The 16,603-nt window shown below is 60.4% G+C and carries 10 protein-coding genes; 4 read left to right on the top strand and 6 right to left on the bottom strand.

Going from position 1 to position 16,603, the window contains the following annotated elements; genetic code table 11:
• Window positions 1-75: 75 nt before the first annotated feature.
• A complete protein-coding gene (gene acrD, locus AB6V08_RS05125) occupies window positions 76-3,189 on the bottom strand; it encodes a multidrug efflux RND transporter permease AcrD (protein ID WP_368541669.1) in 3,114 nt (1,037 codons plus the stop codon).
• A gap of 201 nt (window positions 3,190-3,390) precedes the next feature.
• Window positions 3,391-5,085, bottom strand: coding sequence for a nitrate/nitrite two-component system sensor histidine kinase NarQ (gene narQ / locus AB6V08_RS05130; RefSeq protein ID WP_368541670.1), 1,695 nt, complete (start codon window positions 5,083-5,085; stop codon window positions 3,391-3,393).
• A gap of 194 nt (window positions 5,086-5,279) precedes the next feature.
• On the opposite strand from narQ, the gene aegA reads away from it, so the two are divergent.
• The 3 genes from aegA to AB6V08_RS05145 all read left to right on the top strand — a co-directional run bounded on the left by aegA (window position 5,280) and on the right by AB6V08_RS05145 (window position 9,067).
• Window positions 5,280-7,256, top strand: coding sequence for a formate-dependent uric acid utilization protein AegA (gene aegA, locus AB6V08_RS05135; protein ID WP_368541672.1), 1,977 nt, complete (start codon window positions 5,280-5,282; stop codon window positions 7,254-7,256).
• Between the two features lie 67 nt (window positions 7,257-7,323).
• Window positions 7,324-7,914 (top strand): GDP-mannose pyrophosphatase NudK, encoded by a 591-nt coding sequence (gene nudK / locus AB6V08_RS05140; protein WP_368541673.1) that lies wholly within the window; start codon window positions 7,324-7,326, stop codon window positions 7,912-7,914.
• Between the two features lie 109 nt (window positions 7,915-8,023).
• Window positions 8,024-9,067 carry a DUF1176 domain-containing protein gene (locus AB6V08_RS05145; protein ID WP_368541674.1) on the top strand — a complete coding sequence of 348 codons (1,044 nt, stop codon included), beginning with the start codon at window positions 8,024-8,026 and terminating at the stop codon, window positions 9,065-9,067.
• A 51-nt stretch (window positions 9,068-9,118) separates the two neighbouring features.
• Here the strand turns inward: AB6V08_RS05145 and tkt are convergent, their stop codons facing one another.
• Together tkt and tal are read right to left on the bottom strand one after the other, a co-directional pair.
• Window positions 9,119-11,107: a transketolase gene (gene tkt, locus AB6V08_RS05150; RefSeq protein ID WP_368541675.1), complete on the bottom strand. Its 1,989-nt coding sequence runs from the start codon at window positions 11,105-11,107 to the stop codon at window positions 9,119-9,121.
• 19 nt (window positions 11,108-11,126) lie between these two features.
• Window positions 11,127-12,077: a transaldolase gene (tal, locus tag AB6V08_RS05155; RefSeq protein WP_368541676.1), complete on the bottom strand. Its 951-nt coding sequence runs from the start codon at window positions 12,075-12,077 to the stop codon at window positions 11,127-11,129.
• A 294-nt stretch (window positions 12,078-12,371) separates the two neighbouring features.
• Here tal and maeB point away from each other — a divergent pair, with 294 nt between their 5' ends.
• The gene (gene maeB / locus AB6V08_RS05160; RefSeq protein ID WP_368541677.1) at window positions 12,372-14,651 is read left to right on the top strand and encodes an NADP-dependent oxaloacetate-decarboxylating malate dehydrogenase; all 2,280 of its coding nucleotides are present in this window, start codon (window positions 12,372-12,374) and stop codon (window positions 14,649-14,651) included.
• A 79-nt stretch (window positions 14,652-14,730) separates the two neighbouring features.
• On the opposite strand, the gene hemF is transcribed toward maeB, so the two are convergent.
• Window positions 14,731-15,630 carry an oxygen-dependent coproporphyrinogen oxidase gene (hemF, locus tag AB6V08_RS05165; RefSeq protein WP_368541678.1) on the bottom strand — a complete coding sequence of 300 codons (900 nt, stop codon included), beginning with the start codon at window positions 15,628-15,630 and terminating at the stop codon, window positions 14,731-14,733.
• Window positions 15,630-16,505, bottom strand: coding sequence for an N-acetylmuramoyl-L-alanine amidase AmiA (amiA, locus tag AB6V08_RS05170; protein ID WP_368541679.1), 876 nt, complete (start codon window positions 16,503-16,505; stop codon window positions 15,630-15,632). The genes hemF and amiA overlap by 1 nt, the downstream gene beginning before the upstream one ends.
• Window positions 16,506-16,603: the final 98 nt, after the last annotated feature.

The raw sequence follows: 16,603 nt of genomic DNA on the forward strand, positions 1-16,603 counted from the left end.
GTAAAATAACCATAGTGTGAATTAATCACACAATAAAAAGGCGGCTGAGAGAGCCGCCTTTTTTATTTGTTGAAATTATTCAGGCCGTTCCTTCAGCGGGAAGCGGCGACGCACCAGCACAAAGAACAGCGGAACAAAATAGATTGCCAGGATGGTCGCCGAGATCATCCCGCCCATCACGCCCGTTCCCACCGCGTGCTGGCTGCTGGAGCCTGCGCCGGAGCTGGTTGCCATGGGCAGCACGCCAAAGACAAACGCCAGCGAGGTCATCAGGATCGGACGCAGGCGCTGGCGGCAGGCGTGCAGCGTGGCCTCCAGCAGATCGTGGCCCTTCGCGTTCATCTCGTTTGCAAACTCCACGATCAGAATGGCGTTCTTCGCCGACAGGCCGATTACGGTCAGCAGCCCCACCTGGAAATAGACGTCGTTTTCCAGACCGCGCATCCAGGTCGCCAGCAGCGCACCAATCACCCCCAGCGGCACAACCAGCATCACCGAGAACGGCACCGACCAGCTCTCATACAGCGCTGCCAGGCACAGGAAGACCACCAACAGCGACAGGGCATACAGCGCAGGCGCCTGCGCCCCGGAGAGGCGCTCCTGGTAAGACATCGCCGTCCATTCCAGGCCAAAGCCGGTTGGAAGCTGGCGCACCAGCTGTTCCATGGTCTCCATCGCCGTACCGGTACTCACGCCGGGGGCGGCTTCGCCGACAATCTCAACCGCCGAATAGCCGTTGTATCGCTCCAGGCGCGGCGAGCCGCTCTCCCAGTGCGAGCTGGCGAAGGCGGAGAACGGCACCATGCCTCCGGCGTTGTTACGCACGTACCAGCGGTTAATGTCATCCGGCAGCATACGGAACGGCGCGGCAGACTGGACGTAAACCTTCTTCACGCGCCCCCTGTCCATAAAGTCATTCACGTAGCTTGAGCCCCACGCTGTTTGCAGCGTGTCGTTGATGTCATCGATAGACACCCCCAGCGCCTGCGCTTTGCGCTGGTCAATATCCACCTGCAGCTGCGGGCTATCGTCCAGGCCGTTGTGGCGCACGCGGGTGAGGGTCGGATCTTTACCCGCCAGCTCCAGCAGCTTGTCGCGCGCCGCCATCAGCGCCGTGTGTCCGGCTCCGGCGTGATCCTGAAGCTCCATGTCAAACCCGGCTGAGCTGCCGAGGCCGCTGATGGCCGGCGGGCTGCTGGCAAACACGCGTGCTTCTTTAATGCGGCTGAAGGCTTTGGTTGCCCGTTCGATAATGGCAAACGACGAGCCGGTTGTCGGGTCGCGGTCGTCCCAGTCTTTCAGGCGCACAAACATACGCGCCACGTTCTGCCCGTTCCCGCCCGGACCTGAGCCGACGGTGGAGAACACCGACACCACGTTGTCTTTCTCCTGGGTATGGAAATACTGCTCCACCTTCTCGACCACTTTCAGCGTCTGCTGCTGGGTGGCGCCGCTCGGAAGCTGTACCGAGGTGGTAAACATGCCGCGGTCTTCCATCGGCAGGAACGAGGTCGGCAGGCGCAGGAACAGGAACACCATGCCGCCCAGCAGCAGGATGTAGATAACCATCCAGCGCAGGCTGCGGTGCAGCACGCGTCCGACACCCGCCTCATAGCGGGCGGCGCTGCGGTTGAACGTGCGGTTAAACCAGCCGAAGAAGCCTTTCTGGCCGTGATGCTCGCCCTTGTGCAGCGGTTTCAGGATGGTGGAGCAGAGGGCAGGGGTGAGGATCATCGCCACCAGCACCGAGAGCACCATCGCCGACACGATGGTGATGGAGAACTGGCGGTAAATCGCACCGGTGGTGCCGCCGAAGAAGGCCATGGGGATAAAGACCGCCGAAAGCACCATCGCGATCCCGACCAGCGCCCCCTGAATTTGCCCCATTGATTTACGCGTGGCGGCGCGCGGCGAGAGGCCTTCCTCGCTCATGATTCGCTCGACGTTCTCGACCACCACGATGGCGTCGTCCACCAGCAGGCCTATCGCCAGCACCATCGCAAACATGGTTAAGGTGTTGATGCTGTAGCCAAAGGCGTACAGCACGGCGAAGGTGCCGAGCAGCACCACCGGAACGGCGATGGTGGGGATAAGCGTCGCGCGGAAGTTTTGCAGGAACAGATACATCACCAGGAATACCAGCGCGATCGCTTCGAGCAGGGTTTTCACCACGTCCTCAATGGACGCCTTCACGAACGAGGTGGTTTCGTAGGCGACTTTATACTCCAGCCCGTGGGGGAAATACTGCGACAGCTCGTCGAGGCGGTCTAACACCAGCTTCGCGGTCGCCATTTCGTTCGCGCCGGAGGCCAGCTTCACCCCCAGACCGGAGGCCTGATTGCCGTTGAAGCGGCTGAGGTAGTCGTATTTTTCCGCGCCCATCTCCACCGTGGCGACGTCGCCCAGCTTAACCTCCGAGCCGTCCTGATTAACGCGCAGCGTGATATTGCGGAACTGATCCGGGGTCTGGAGCAGCGACTGGGAGTTGATGGTGGCGTTAAGCGCCTGCTTATCCACGGACGGCGTTCCCCCCAGCTGGCCGACGGCGATTTGGGCGTTCTGGGATTTAATGGCGTCCGTGACGTCGGTGGCGGTCATCTGGAAGCTGTTCAGCTTGTTCGGGTCGAGCCAGATGCGCATCGAGTACTGCGAGCCGTAGGCGTCGATATCGCCCACGCCGTTAATACGGCTGATCGGATCCTGGATATTACTGGCCACGTAGTCCGCAATATCCTGTTTATCCATTGAGCCATCGGTGGAGACAAAGGCGATGGTCAGAATGTTGGTGTCGCCGGTTTTACGCACGGTCACACCCTGGTTCTGCACCGCCTGGGGCAGCTTGCGCATTGCCGACTGCAGCTGGTTTTGTACCTGCTGAACGGCTTCGTCCGGGTCTGTTCCCGCCGTAAAGCTCAGGGTCACCGTGGCTTGACCGGTGGCGCTGCTCTGGGACGACATGTACATCAGGTTATCGAGCCCGGTCATGTTCTGCTCGATGACCTGGGTGACGGTATTTTCCAGCGTTTGCGCCGACGCGCCCGGATAGTTAGCCGTGATGCGCACGTTAGGGGGCGCCAAATCGGGATATTGCTCAACGGGAAGAGAAGTAATGGCCAGGACGCCCGTCAGACACAAAAGGATTGCAAGCACCCAGGCAAAAATGGGGCGATCGATGAAGAAATTCGCCATGTAAATATGACCTCATTTTACAGCACATAGTTATTGTTTATTGCCCGCATAACTTTAGCGGTTAGACCTGGGACAAACGTGGAGAAATAAAGGAGATATTGTAAATTATCATGCCCTTTTACGGCCTTTCTTCACGCGGTCTGCCCGGCAAGTATCACGCATGGCGCGAGCGTGACGGTGACGATAGCCGTTTATTTACCGTTATTTACCCGCTGCAGGCATTGGCGTACTGAATGTGACCGTGACCTGCGTCCCGCCATTTGGCGGCTGGGAAAAGTGCAGCGTGCCGCCCAGCCTGTCGGCGCGCTCGCGCATGATATTTAGCCCGTAGTGCCCCGGCGGCTCGCTCGCCTCGCCGATGCCAATGCCGTTATCGCGAACGCTGACGCTGTGCGTCCCGTCGGGGGCGGTCACGCAGCTAACGGTAATTTCGCTCGCCTCGGCGTGTTTGATGGCGTTCAGCACCGCTTCACGCACGATCTGCAACAGATGCACCTGCTTCTGCGCGTCCAGCGCCAGCGAGGAGAGGCGGCAGTCGAGGACGAGCTTCGCCCGGGTCTGGCTTTGCAGGCTGTCGAGGGACTCCTGCAGGGCGCCGGGCAGGTTGGCGTGGTTGAGCGTCAGGCGGAAGGTGGTCAGCAGCTCGCGAAGCTGGCGCCAGGCGTTGTTCAGCTCGCGGGAAAAGTCGCTGATGATGCCGTGGGCTGAGGCGTTCTCTTCCGGCACCGCGTGTTTAAGCAGCGTGAGCTGGATGCGCAGGTACGAGAGCACCTGGGCGAGGGAGTCGTGCAGCTCCCGGGCGATAGTGGCGCGCTCCTCCATCAGCAGCAGCTGCTGATAGTGCTTTTGCGCCTGGTTGAAGTAGAGCCCGCGTCCGAGCATGGTCGCCACGCTTTTCATCAGCGGGGTCAGGGCGGCGCCGGCGTCGCTCTGCCAGCGCAGCTCGCCGTACAGGGTCTCCTGCATCACCACCGGCAGGTTTTGCATCGGCATGTCCGGGGACTCGGCCCCCTCGAAAAGCTGCCAGTCGTCGCTGGTGCGCAGCGCCAGATAGTTCATCTGCGTGTACTCATGCACAATCTGCAAAATGTGGCGGAAACAGTGGCTGTCTATCTGCCCGGTATTAAGCGCCTGAGAGCACTTGAACAGCATTTCGAGCTGCTGGTGGGCCTCGTTCAGGTGCCGGGTTTTTTCCGCCACCGACTGCTCCAGCGAACGGTAGAGCGTGTGCAGCTCGCCCGACATATGGTTGAACGCGCGGGATAAATTCCCCAGCTCGTTCGGCAGGTCGGTATTGGGGGCCGGAGTATCGAAAATCCCCTGCTCGATGCGCTCGCTGGCGGCGACCAGGTGGTTTAGCGGAGCCACCACCTCCCGGCGAATGCGGCGCAGGGTGTAGAGGGAAAGCAGCAAAATCCCCAGCCCACCGATAAGCGAAATCAGAATAACCAGGCGGATTTTGTGTTCCGTATAGTGCTGCAGCGCGAGCACGAAGGCGTCAATACGGCCAACAAAGCCCTGAATATGCGCCTGATACCATGCGCCGTCGCCCTTGGCGATCTGCGCGTCCATCTCCTGCCAGGCAAGGTGCAGCTGCTGATAGCGCTGCTTAACGTCGTCCGGCACATACCAGCGGTCGAGGCTTTGCAGGGCGGGGGCGCTCAGGGTTTGCTGCCAGGCCTGACGGTGGGTGTTCAGATCCGGGCTGGCGCGCTGCATCTCGTAGCCCAGACGGTAGCTTTGCATGCGCAGGGAGCCCGCAATGTTAATGGCTTCGGCGTCGCGCTGGCTGCTGGCAAGGGTCAGCAGCGCAATGGCGCTGGTCAGCACCGACAGCAGCACGATGGAAAAGAAAGCCCGCGCCAGGCTTCGGGATACAGGTCGTTTTACGGTCACAAAACAGCTTCCTGAAAAGAGCAGTCGTCAGATAAAACCGGGTTTCATCTGCGCCTTAAGTAAATTGATCTGCCACAGGTTCCCTGTAAATAGTTCGTCTTCCTGGGCATTTGAACATTGCCTGACAGCACCGTCGTGGGTAAATACCATAAAGAATAAGGTTATTGAACCAAAAAACAAAAACAGGTGTTGTTATGAATCGTTTTATTATGGCCAACAGCCAGCAATGTATTGGATGTCGTGCGTGCGAAGTCGCCTGTGTTATGGCGCACAACGACGAACAGCACGTTCTGAGCGAGCGCCATTTTCATCCCCGCATTACGGTACTCAGGTCCGGCAGCCGCAAAACCCCGGTGACCTGCCACCACTGTGAAAACGCCCCCTGCGCGCAAAGCTGCCCTAACGGCGCGATTGCCATGCGCGATGACAGCGTTCAGGTGAACCAGCAGAAGTGCATTGGCTGCAAAGCCTGCGTGGTCGCGTGTCCGTTTGGCACGATGGAGATCATCGTCACCCCGCTGGAAAGCGGCGGGGCGAAAGCCGCGGCGCACAAATGCGATCTCTGCGCCATCCGCCCGCAGGGGCCGGCCTGCATTGAGAACTGCCCGGCGGATGTGCTCACGCTCGCCACGCCCGGCGTGCTGAATAACTTGGCGAAATCGCGCCGCCAGCGCACCGCCCGACTCGAAGCGCAGCCCTGGCACAGCGAGGCGGCGCAAAGCCAGCCCGCGCACACGAAGCTGCAGCAGATGCAGGCGCTGGCTCCCCGCGGCGAGCCGGATAAGCTTAGCCCCGAGGCGCGCGCCCGCCACTTTAACGAAATCTACCTGCCGTTTCGTCCTGAACAGGCGCAGCGTGAGGCCTCCCGCTGCCTGAAATGCGGCGAACACAGCATCTGCGAATGGACCTGCCCGCTGCATAACCACATTCCGCAGTGGATCGAGCGCGTAAAAGCCGGGGACATCGCCGGAGCCGTCGAGCTTTCTCACCAGACCAACTGTTTACCTGAAATTACGGGCCGCGTCTGTCCGCAGGACAGATTATGCGAGGGGGCCTGCACGGTTCGCGATGATGCCGGCGCGGTGACGATAGGCAACATCGAACGCTATATCTCCGACCAGGCGCTGGCGATGGGCTGGAAGCCGGACATGACGGGCGTCTCTCCGGTGGATAAACGCATCGCCATCATCGGTGCCGGTCCCGCCGGGCTGGCCTGCGCGGACGTGCTGGTGCGCCGCGGCGTGAGCGTCACCGTCTACGACAGACACCCGGAAATCGGCGGGCTGCTCACCTTCGGCATCCCGGCCTTCAAGCTCGACAAATCCCTGCTGGCGCGGCGCAGAGAGATATTTACCGCGATGGGCATTCACTTCGAGCTGAACTGTGAGGTGGGCAAAGACGTGCAGATCTCGCAGCTGTTAAGCGAGTACGACGCGCTGTTTATCGGCGTGGGCACCTACCGCTCGATGAAGGCGGGCATTCCCCACGAAGATGCACCGGGCGTGTACGACGCGCTGCCGTTTTTAGTGGCGAACACCCGAAACGTAATGGGGCTGGCGCCCACCGAGGCCGAGCCGTTTATCGACACCCAAGGGCTGAACGTGGTGGTGCTGGGCGGGGGCGATACGGCGATGGACTGCGTTCGCACCGCGCTGCGCCACGGGGCGGCCAAAGTCACCTGCGCCTATCGTCGCGATGAGGCCAACATGCCGGGCTCGAAAAAAGAGGTGAAAAACGCGAAGGAAGAGGGGGCAGAATTCGAATTCAACGTTCAGCCCGTGGAGCTGGCGCTGGATAAAAACGGGCGCGTTAACGGCATTCGCATGCTGCGCACCGCCCTGGGCGAGCCGGACGCGCAGGGGCGGCGGCGTCCGGTTCCGGTGGCGGGCAGCGAGTTCGTGATGCCCGCCGACGCGGTGATCATGGCGTTTGGATTTAACCCGCACGCCATGCCGTGGCTGCAGGCGCAGGGCGTCAATACCGACGACTGGGGGCGCATCGTGGCCTCCGTTGACGGCCCTTACCGCTACCAGACCAGCAACCCGCAGATCTTCGCCGGCGGGGATGCGGTGCGCGGTGCGGATCTGGTGGTCACCGCCATGGCGGAAGGGCGTCATGCGGCGCAGGGAATGCTCGACTGGCTTGGGGTAGACGCGCCCAAAACGCACTGATATCGACGGGCGACAAGGCGGGCTTCGCGGCGTAATATAGGAACACTCATTGCGCCGTGGAGCCCGTATGACCCTGAAAATTGACGTTATCAAAGACAAAATCCTTTCTGAAAACTACTTCGTCCTGCGTAACATCACCTACGATCTGACCCGCAAAAATGGCGACGTGATCCGCCACAAGCGCGAGGTTTACGATCGCGGCAACGGCGCCACCATCCTGCTGTATAACCGCGAAAAGCAGAGCGTGGTGCTGGTTCGCCAGTTCCGCGTGGCGACCTGGGTGAACGGCAACGCGGACGGGCGCTTGATTGAAACCTGCGCCGGGCTGCTGGACGACGACGAGCCGGAAGTGTGCATCCGCAAAGAGGCTATCGAAGAAACGGGCTTCGACGTAGGCGAGGTGCAAAAGGTCTTTGAGCTGTACATGTCGCCGGGCGGCGTGACGGAAATTGTCCATTTCTTTATTGCCGAGTACAGCGACGCCCAGCGCGTGAACCGCGGCGGCGGGGTTGAAGACGAAGATATCGACGTGCTGGAAATGCCTTTTTCCCTGGCGCTGTCGATGGTCAGGTCCGGGGAGATCAGGGACGGTAAGGCGGTGATCTTACTCCAGTATTTGCAGGCCAGCGGGCTGATGAACGGCGCTTTCGAACGGTAGTGTGCCGTATTTCGGATAAATCTATCCGATAAATCCGATTGAGCGAGCAGGGTTGTGACACGAAGATACCGCCCAGATATGCGTTTTCGTTTCCGGGACTGTGCCTTCCATGCGCTACTGCGTTTTAATTTTCTCCTTCTTTTGCCTGCTGCGCGCCCCTCTGGCGGAGGCCGCCCCCGCGCAGCAGTCCTTCGCTGACTGGCAGGTCACCTGCAATAACCAAAACTTTTGCGTGGCGCGCAATACCGGCGAGCACCGCGGGCTGGTTATGACCCTCAGCCGCAGCGCGGGCGCCAGAACGGACGCCGCGCTGCGCATCGATCTGGGCGGCCTTGACGCTCCGCCGGTGGGCGAGCCCGCCATTGCCCCGCGCCTGCTGCTGGATAACGTCCCGCTGAAGCTCGCCCCTCCGCGCTGGCAGCTCACGCCGTGGCACCTCATGACCGATGATGCCGCCACGGTCACCGCGTTTTTGAAGAGCATTCAGGAAGGCCGCGCGCTCGGTCTGCAGGGCGGAAAACAGGTGATTTCCCTGGATGGCCTGAAGGCCGCGCTGCTGTTTATCGACGCCCAGCAAAAGCGCGTGGGCAGTGAAACGGCGTGGATCAAAAAAGGCGGCCAGCCGCCGCTCAGCGTGCCGCCCGCGCCGGCCTTAAAAGAGGTGGCGGTCGTCAACCCAACGCCCACGCCGCTGTCCCACGACGAGCTGAACGATCTGCTGGATTACGGCACCTGGCGGATGAACAACAGCCAGTGCTCGCTGGATCCGAATCGTCGGGAGGTGCGGGTAACGGCGCTCACCGATGATAAAGCGCTGCTGATCATCAGCTGCGAAGCCGGGGCCTACAACACGGTGGATCTGGCGTGGCTGGTGTCGCGCAAAAAGCCGTTTGCCGCCCGAAGCGTTCGCCTGCGGCTGCCGTTTACGCCCTCAAGCGAGAGCGCCGAAATGGAGCTGATGAACGCCAGCTTTGACGAGAAAACCCGCGAGCTGAGTACGCTGGCCTTAGGGCGCGGATTGGGGGATTGCGGGGTACAGACCCGCTGGCGTTTTGACGGCCAGCGGTTCCGTCTGGTGCGTTATGCCGAAGAGCCAAGCTGTGACGGCTGGCACGGGCCGGATGCGTGGCCGACGCTGTGGATCACGCGATAGCAGGCAGCCTTATTGCCGGGTGAGGCAGAGCCGCCACCCGGCAACAAGGCGCTACAGTACGCTCAGCGCCTTCTCCACCACGTTTTCTACGGTAAAGCCAAAGTACGGGAACAGCTTCTCGGCGGGCGCCGATTCGCCGTAGCCCGTCATCCCGACAATGGCGCCTTTGAGCCCCACGTACTTGTACCAGTAGTCGGCGATACCCGCCTCCACCGCCACGCGCGCCGCCACGTTCGACGGCAGCACCGATTCACGGTACGCCTCGTCCTGGGCGTCAAAGATATCGGTTGAAGGCAGCGAAACCACGCGCACCGCATGGCCTTCGGCGGTGAGCCTCTCGGCGGCTTTCACCGTGATTTCCACCTCTGACCCGGTGGCAATCAGAATCACGTCCGGCTTGCCGCCGCTGTCCTTCAGGATGTACCCGCCCCGGGCGATATTTTTCACCTGCTCCGGCGTGCGCTCAATTTGCAGCAGATTTTGTCGGGACAGGATCAGCGCGGTTGGCCCGTTGTGGCGCTCCACCGCAAGCTTCCAGCCCACGGCGGCCTCAACCTGGTCGCACGGACGCCAGGTGCTGAAGTTTGGCGTCAGGCGCAGGCTCGCCAGCTGCTCGACCGCCTGGTGCGTTGGCCCGTCTTCCCCGAGGCCGATGGAGTCGTGGGTATAGACCATGATCTGTCGCGCCTTCATCAGCGCCGCCATGCGCGCGGCGTTTCGGGCGTACTCCACAAACATCAGGAAGGTGGCGGTGTAGGGCACAAAGCCGCCGTGGTGGGCGATACCGTTGGCAATGGCAGTCATCCCGAACTCGCGCACGCCGTAGTGGATATAGTTTCCGGCGATGTCCTCTTTCAGCGATGTCGAGCCGGACCAGATGGTCAGGTTGCTTGGCGCCAGATCCGCCGAGCCGCCGAGCAGCTCGGGCAGGATAGGGCCAATCACGTTCAGGGTGTTTTGCGACGCCTTACGGGTGGCGATTTTCGCCGGATTCGCCTGCAGATTTTCAATCAGTGCCTGGGTTTTCTCCTCCCAGTCCTCCGGCAGCCCGCCGTTCATGCGGCGCGAGAACTCGGCGGCCAGCTCCGGGTAGGCCTTTTTATAGGCGGCAAATTTGTCGTTCCAGGCGTGCTGCGCTTTCTCGCCGCTTTCACGGGCGTCCCAGGCTTTGTAGATCTCTTTTGGGATCTCAAACGGCGGGTATTTCCAGCCCAATTTCTGGCGGGTCAACGCCACTTCCTCTTCGCCCAGCGCCGCGCCGTGCGCCTCTTCTTTACCCGCCTTGTTCGGCGAGCCGAAGCCAATCACCGTGCGGCAGATAATCAGCGACGGTTTATCCTTCACGCTTTGCGCTTCCTGAATCGCTTTTTTCAGGGCTTCAGGATCGTGGCCGTCGATTTCGTGCACGACGTGCCAGTGGTAGGCCTCGAAGCGTTTTGCGGTGTCGTCGGTAAACCAGCCGTCGGTTTCCCCGTCAATGGAGATGCCGTTGTGATCGTAAAAGCCGATCAGCTTGCCGAGCCCCAGCGTGCCCGCCAGCGAGCAGGCCTCGTGGGAAATCCCCTCCATCAGACAGCCGTCGCCCATAAACACGTAGGTGTAGTGGTCGACAATCTCGTGATCCGGCTGGTTAAACTGCGCGCCCAGGGTGCGCTCGGCAATCGCCAGCCCGACCGCGTTCGCCAGACCCTGACCGAGCGGTCCGGTGGTGGTTTCTACGCCCGGCGTATAGCCCAGCTCCGGGTGGCCCGGGGTTTTTGAGTGCAGCTGGCGGAAGTTTTTCAGCTCTTCAAGCGGCAGATCGTAGCCGGAAAGGTGCAGCAGGCTGTAGAGCAGCATGGACGCGTGACCGTTAGAGAGAATAAAGCGGTCGCGATCGAACCAGGTTGGGTCGTTCGGGTTATGTTTCAGGAAGTCGTTCCACAGCACTTCGGCAATATCTGCCATGCCCATCGGGGCGCCAGGGTGGCCGGAATTGGCTTTCTGCACGGCATCCATGCTGAGGGCGCGAATGGCATTGGCGAGCTCTTTACGGGACATAGTTCACTCCATGGCAAGGTTAAAGTTTGGCGGCGAGCAGGTCTTCAAGTTTGCGCTGGTCAACGGCGAACAGGCGGATGCCTTCCGCCAGCTTGTCGACGGCCATTGCGTCCTGATTGTGCTCCCAGCGGAACTCCGCTTCCGTCATTGCTTTTGGTTTCGGTAATACGGTGGAGGTCGGCACCAGCTTGCGGATGACCGGCTCCTCTTTTTCCTGAAGTTCTTTGAGTAACGACGGGGAGATGGTCAGGCGGTCGCAGCCCGCCAGGGCGAGGATCTGCTCGGTGCGGCGGAAGCTGGCGCCCATCACGATGGTGTCGTAGCGGTGCTGTTTGTAATAGTCGTAGATGTTGCGCACGGACTTCACGCCCGGATCTTCCTCAACCACGTACGGGTCCATCGGCTCTTTGGCCTGATACCAGTCGTAGATGCGCCCGACGAAGGGCGACACCAGAAAGACGCCGGCCTCGGCGCAGGCGCGGGCCTGGGCGAACGAGAACAGCAGCGTCAGGTTGCAGTGGATACCCTCTTTTTCCAGCACCTCCGCGGCGCGGATCCCCTCCCAGGTGGAGGCCAGCTTGATCAGAATGCGCGACTTGTCGATGCCCTGATCCTGATACAGCTCCACCAGCCTGCGCGCTTTGGCGATGCTTTTTTCCTGGTCGAAGGAGAGGCGGGCGTCGACTTCGGTCGAGACGCGACCCGGAATGCTTTTCAGAATTTCCGCACCAATATTGACCGCCAGCTTGTCGCTGGCCTCGGCAACCTGCTGCTCCTGGGTTTTCCCGCGCTGCTTGCCGTAGGCGATGGCGTCGTCAATCAGGTGGCTGAAGTGGGCAAGCCCGGCGGCCTTCAGCAGCAGCGAGGGGTTGGTGGTTGCATCTTCAGGCTGATAGTGGCGAATGGATTCGATATCACCGCTGTCTGCAACCACGGTGGTGAATTGTTTGATGCCGTCTAACTGGTTCATACAAAAATTACCCCTTTGGAATAAAAGCGTTAGATGAGTGCGTTAGTTCACACTTCTGCGAAATACGAGAGGTACTTAACAAAAAAGCATAGCAGACGGGGGAGGCATTGCTTTCTGAGGCGGGTAACATGATTGTTATAAATTGATAACAAATTTTGTCTTCTGATACTGAGAGTTTGGCTGCCTTCAAAGTTTGAACTCTGTGCATTGGCGATACTAGCCGGCATTCCTGGGTGAGCATCAGGAGAGTCAATACGCCACCCTTTTTGAACGATACGTGAAAGGAACGATAAGATGGACGATCAGTTAAAGCAGAGTGCCCTCGATTTTCATGAATTTCCTGTTCCGGGCAAAATCCAGGTTTCCCCGACCAAGCCCCTGGCGACGCAGCGCGATCTGGCGCTGGCCTATTCGCCGGGCGTTGCCGCGCCGTGTCTCGAAATCGAGAAAGACCCGCTGGCAGCCTACAAATACACCGCCCGCGGCAACCTGGTCGCGGTGATCTCTAACGGTACGGCGGTGCTGGGGTTAGGCAATATCGGCGCGCTGGCCGGTAAGCCGGTGATGGAAGGGAAGGGCGTTCTGTTCAAGAAGTTCGCCGGTATTGACGTGTTTGATATTGAAGTCGACGAGCTGGATCCCGATAAGTTCATCAACGTGGTCGCCGCGCTGGAGCCGACCTTTGGCGGCATCAACCTGGAAGACATCAAAGCGCCGGAATGTTTCTATATCGAGCAGAAGCTGCGCGAGCGTATGAACATTCCCGTGTTCCATGATGACCAGCACGGTACGGCGATCATCAGCACCGCGGCTATCCTCAACGGCCTGCGGGTGGTAGAGAAAAATCTTTCAGACGTGCGCATGGTGGTGTCCGGCGCGGGCGCGGCGGCAATTGCCTGTATGAACCTGCTGGTGGCGCTCGGGATGCAGAAACACAACATCGTGGTCTGCGACTCGAAGGGCGTTATCTACAAAGACCGCGAGCCGAACATGGCGGAAACCAAAGCGGCCTACGCGGTGGACGACGACGGTAAACGCACCCTGGATGACGTGATTGAGGGCGCGGATATCTTCCTCGGCTGCTCCGGCCCGAAAGTGCTGACGCAGGAGATGGTGCAGAAGATGGCCCGCGCGCCGATGATTCTGGCGCTGGCGAACCCTGAGCCGGAAATTCTGCCGCCGCTGGCGAAAGCGGTGCGCGAAGACGCGATCATCTGCACCGGACGCTCGGACTATCCGAACCAGGTCAACAACGTGCTGTGCTTCCCGTTCATCTTCCGCGGGGCGCTGGACGTGGGCGCAACGGCGATCAACGAAGAGATGAAGCTGGCGGCGGTTCACGCGATTGCGGAGCTGGCCCACGCGGAGCAGAGCGAAGTGGTGGCCTCGGCCTATGGCGATCAGGATCTGAGCTTCGGCCCGGACTACATCATTCCTAAACCGTTCGACCCGCGCCTGATCGTGAAGATCGCGCCGGCGGTGGCGAAAGCGGCGATGGACTCCGGCGTGGCGACGCGTCCGATTCAGGATTTCGACGCCTATATCGACAAGCTCACCGAGTTTGTCTACAAAACCAACCTGTTTATGAAGCCTATCTTCTCCCAGGCGCGCGCCGACGCGAAGCGCGTGGTGCTGGCGGAAGGGGAGGAGGCGCGCGTCCTGCACGCCACGCAGGAGCTGGTCTCTCTCGGACTGGCGAAGCCGGTTCTGATCGGTCGCCCGAGCGTTATCGAAATGCGCATCCAGAAGCTGGGCTTGCAGATCAAACCGGGCGTGGATTTTGAGATCGTCAACAACGAATCGGATCCGCGCTTTAAGGAGTACTGGAGCGAGTACTACGCGATCATGAAACGCCGCGGTATTACCCAGGAGCAGGCGCAGAAAGCGGTCATCAGCAACACCACGGTGATCGGCGCGATCATGGTGCATCGCGGCGAAGCGGATGCGCTGATCTGCGGCACCGTGGGCGATTACCACGAGCACTTCAGCGTGGTGCAGGAGATCTTCGGCTATCGCGACGGGGTGCATACCGCCGGGGCGATGAACGCGCTGCTGCTGCCAAGCGGCAACACCTTTATCGCCGACACCTACGTCAACGACGACCCGACCCCGGAACAGCTGGCGGAGATCACCGTGATGGCGGCGGAAACCGTGCGCCGCTTCGGGATTGAGCCGAAGGTGGCCCTGCTGTCGCACTCGAACTTTGGCTCATCGAAGTCGGCCGCGGCCTGCAAGATGCGCGAAACCCTGGACCTGGTGCGCGAGCGCGCGCCGGAACTGATGATTGACGGTGAGATGCACGGCGATGCCGCGCTGGTGGAGAGCATTCGCAACGAGCGTATGCCGGACAGCCCGCTCAAAGGCTCGGCGAACGTGCTGATTATGCCAAACGTCGAGGCGGCGCGTATCAGCTACAACCTGCTGCGCGTATCAAGCTCTGAAGGGGTGACCGTGGGGCCGGTACTGATGGGCGTGGCGAAACCGGTGCACGTGCTGACGCCGATTGCCTCCGTGCGCCGTATCGTGAACATGGTGGCGCTGGCGGTGGTTGAGGCGCAGACGCAGCCTCTTTAAGTGCTGTAAGTCGGGTGGCGCATTCGCTTACCCGACCTACGGGTAGAGTAGGCCGGATAAGCGCAGCGTCATCCGGCAGTTACACCCAGTCCCGAACCTGAATAAACTCCCTCAAGGCAGCCTCCGGGCTGCCTTCTTTTGGCTCGTAGCTGTACTCCCAGCGCACCAGCGGCGGCATCGACATTAAAATCGACTCCGTGCGTCCGCCGGTTTGCAGGCCGAACAGCGTGCCGCGATCCCACACCAGGTTGAACTCCACGTAGCGCCCGCGGCGGTAAAGCTGGAACTCGCGCTCGCGCACGCCGTAGTCGGTATTTTTACGACGTTCGACAATCGGCAGATAGGCGTCGGTATAGCCCTGGCCTACCGCCTGCATAAAGCTGAACGCGGTATCAAAATCCGGCGCGTTCAGATCGTCAAAGAACAGCCCGCCGATGCCGCGCTGCTCGTCGCGGTGCTTCAGGTAGAAGTAGTCATCGCACCACTTTTTGTATTTCGGGTAGACCTCTTCGCCAAACGGCGCGCAAATCTCCCGCGCGGTGGTGTGCCAGTGGACGGCGTCCTCTTCAAAACCGTAGAAGGGCGTGAGGTCGAACCCGCCGCCAAACCACCACACCGGATCGGCGCCCGGCTTTTCGGCGATGAAAAAGCGCACGTTAGCGTGGCTGGTAGGCACAAACGGATTGAGCGGATGCACCACAAGGGACACGCCCATTGCCTCAAAGCTGCGCCCGGCCAGCTCAGGGCGATGCGCGGTCGCTGAGGCCGGCATCGCGTCGCCGTGAACGTGGGAGAAATTCACGCCCGCCTGTTCGAAAATGCCGCCGTTACGCAGCACGCGGCTCCGCCCGCCGCCGCCCGCGTCGCGCTGCCAGGTATCTTCCTGAAATTCACCGCCGTCAACGGCAGCCAGCTTCTGGCAGATCTCATCCTGCAACTGCATCAGAAAGGCTTTCACCAGCTCTGCATTGGGTTTCATTAACGTTTCCTGGAGTGCGCTTTTTGGTTATCGAACCAGTTGAAATAGCTGATGATCCCGGAGGCAATCGCGTTGGCAATCTTCTGGCGAAACGCGGTTGTGCCGAGCAGGCGCTCTTCTTCCGGGTTGGTGATAAAGGAGGTTTCGACCAGCACGGAGGGGATCGACGGGGATTTCAGCACCACGAACGCCGCCTGCTCCGTGCCTTTGCTGTGCAGGCGATGCACCGGCTTAATCTTTTTCAGAATATGCGAGCCAAGGGTCAGGCTGTTTTTGATGGTGTCCGTCTGCACCAGGTCGAACAGCACCTGCTGGAGGAGGTGATCTTTGTCGGTGGCCTTTTTCCCGGCGACCTCGTCCGCGCGGTTTTCGCGATCGGAAAGGTATTTCGCCATCGCGCTACTCGCGCCGCGGTTGGACAGCGCAAACACCGATGCGCCCGCCGCGCTCGGGTTGGTGAAGCCGTCTGCGTGGATCGACATGAACAGATCCGCACCGTGCTGGTGGGCGATCTCCACGCGGTCGTACAGGGGAATAAAGGTGTCGCCGGAGCGCGTCAGGCGGGCGTCAATACCGTTGCTGCGTAAAATTGCGCGCACATTTTTTGCAATCGCCAGCACGACATGCTTTTCTTTAGAGCCGTTTTTTCCGATGGCGCCGGTATCGATGCCGCCGTGACCCGGGTCGAGCATGACGAGGCGTTTTGAGCCCGCTTTTTTGGCCTTGGGTTTACTGTGTCCGTTACTGGTTTTCAGCGCAGAATCATCTTTTGCCTGCGCCTGGGATGCGATGCCCGATAACGTTAAGGCCGCCAGCCCCGCTTTGAGAACCTGACGACGCGATGTGAGTGCTTTTAATGGTTTGAATGTGCTCATGCGGCCTGAATTGTAAAAAATTGGTGTCCTGGTGTTATATCGTATCGCGTTTAGCGTGACGACAGTCCTTGTTGAGAATTGTTTTACTTTTCATTTCA

Origin of the sequence: Enterobacter soli (genome assembly GCF_964208575.1) — a bacterium.
GTDB lineage: Bacteria > Pseudomonadota > Gammaproteobacteria > Enterobacterales > Enterobacteriaceae > Enterobacter > Enterobacter soli_A.

Coding starts and splice junctions, on each gene's coding strand:
- acrD (WP_368541669.1), bottom strand. CDS start 3,189: ATGGCGAATTTCTTCATCGATCGCCCCATTTTTGCCTGGGTGCTTGCA.
- aegA (WP_368541672.1), top strand. CDS start 5,280: ATGAATCGTTTTATTATGGCCAACAGCCAGCAATGTATTGGATGTCGT.
- nudK (WP_368541673.1), top strand. CDS start 7,324: ATGACCCTGAAAATTGACGTTATCAAAGACAAAATCCTTTCTGAAAAC.
- AB6V08_RS05145 (WP_368541674.1), top strand. CDS start 8,024: ATGCGCTACTGCGTTTTAATTTTCTCCTTCTTTTGCCTGCTGCGCGCC.
- tkt (WP_368541675.1), bottom strand. CDS start 11,107: ATGTCCCGTAAAGAGCTCGCCAATGCCATTCGCGCCCTCAGCATGGAT.
- tal (WP_368541676.1), bottom strand. CDS start 12,077: ATGAACCAGTTAGACGGCATCAAACAATTCACCACCGTGGTTGCAGAC.
- maeB (WP_368541677.1), top strand. CDS start 12,372: ATGGACGATCAGTTAAAGCAGAGTGCCCTCGATTTTCATGAATTTCCT.
- hemF (WP_368541678.1), bottom strand. CDS start 15,630: ATGAAACCCAATGCAGAGCTGGTGAAAGCCTTTCTGATGCAGTTGCAG.
- amiA (WP_368541679.1), bottom strand. CDS start 16,505: ATGAGCACATTCAAACCATTAAAAGCACTCACATCGCGTCGTCAGGTT.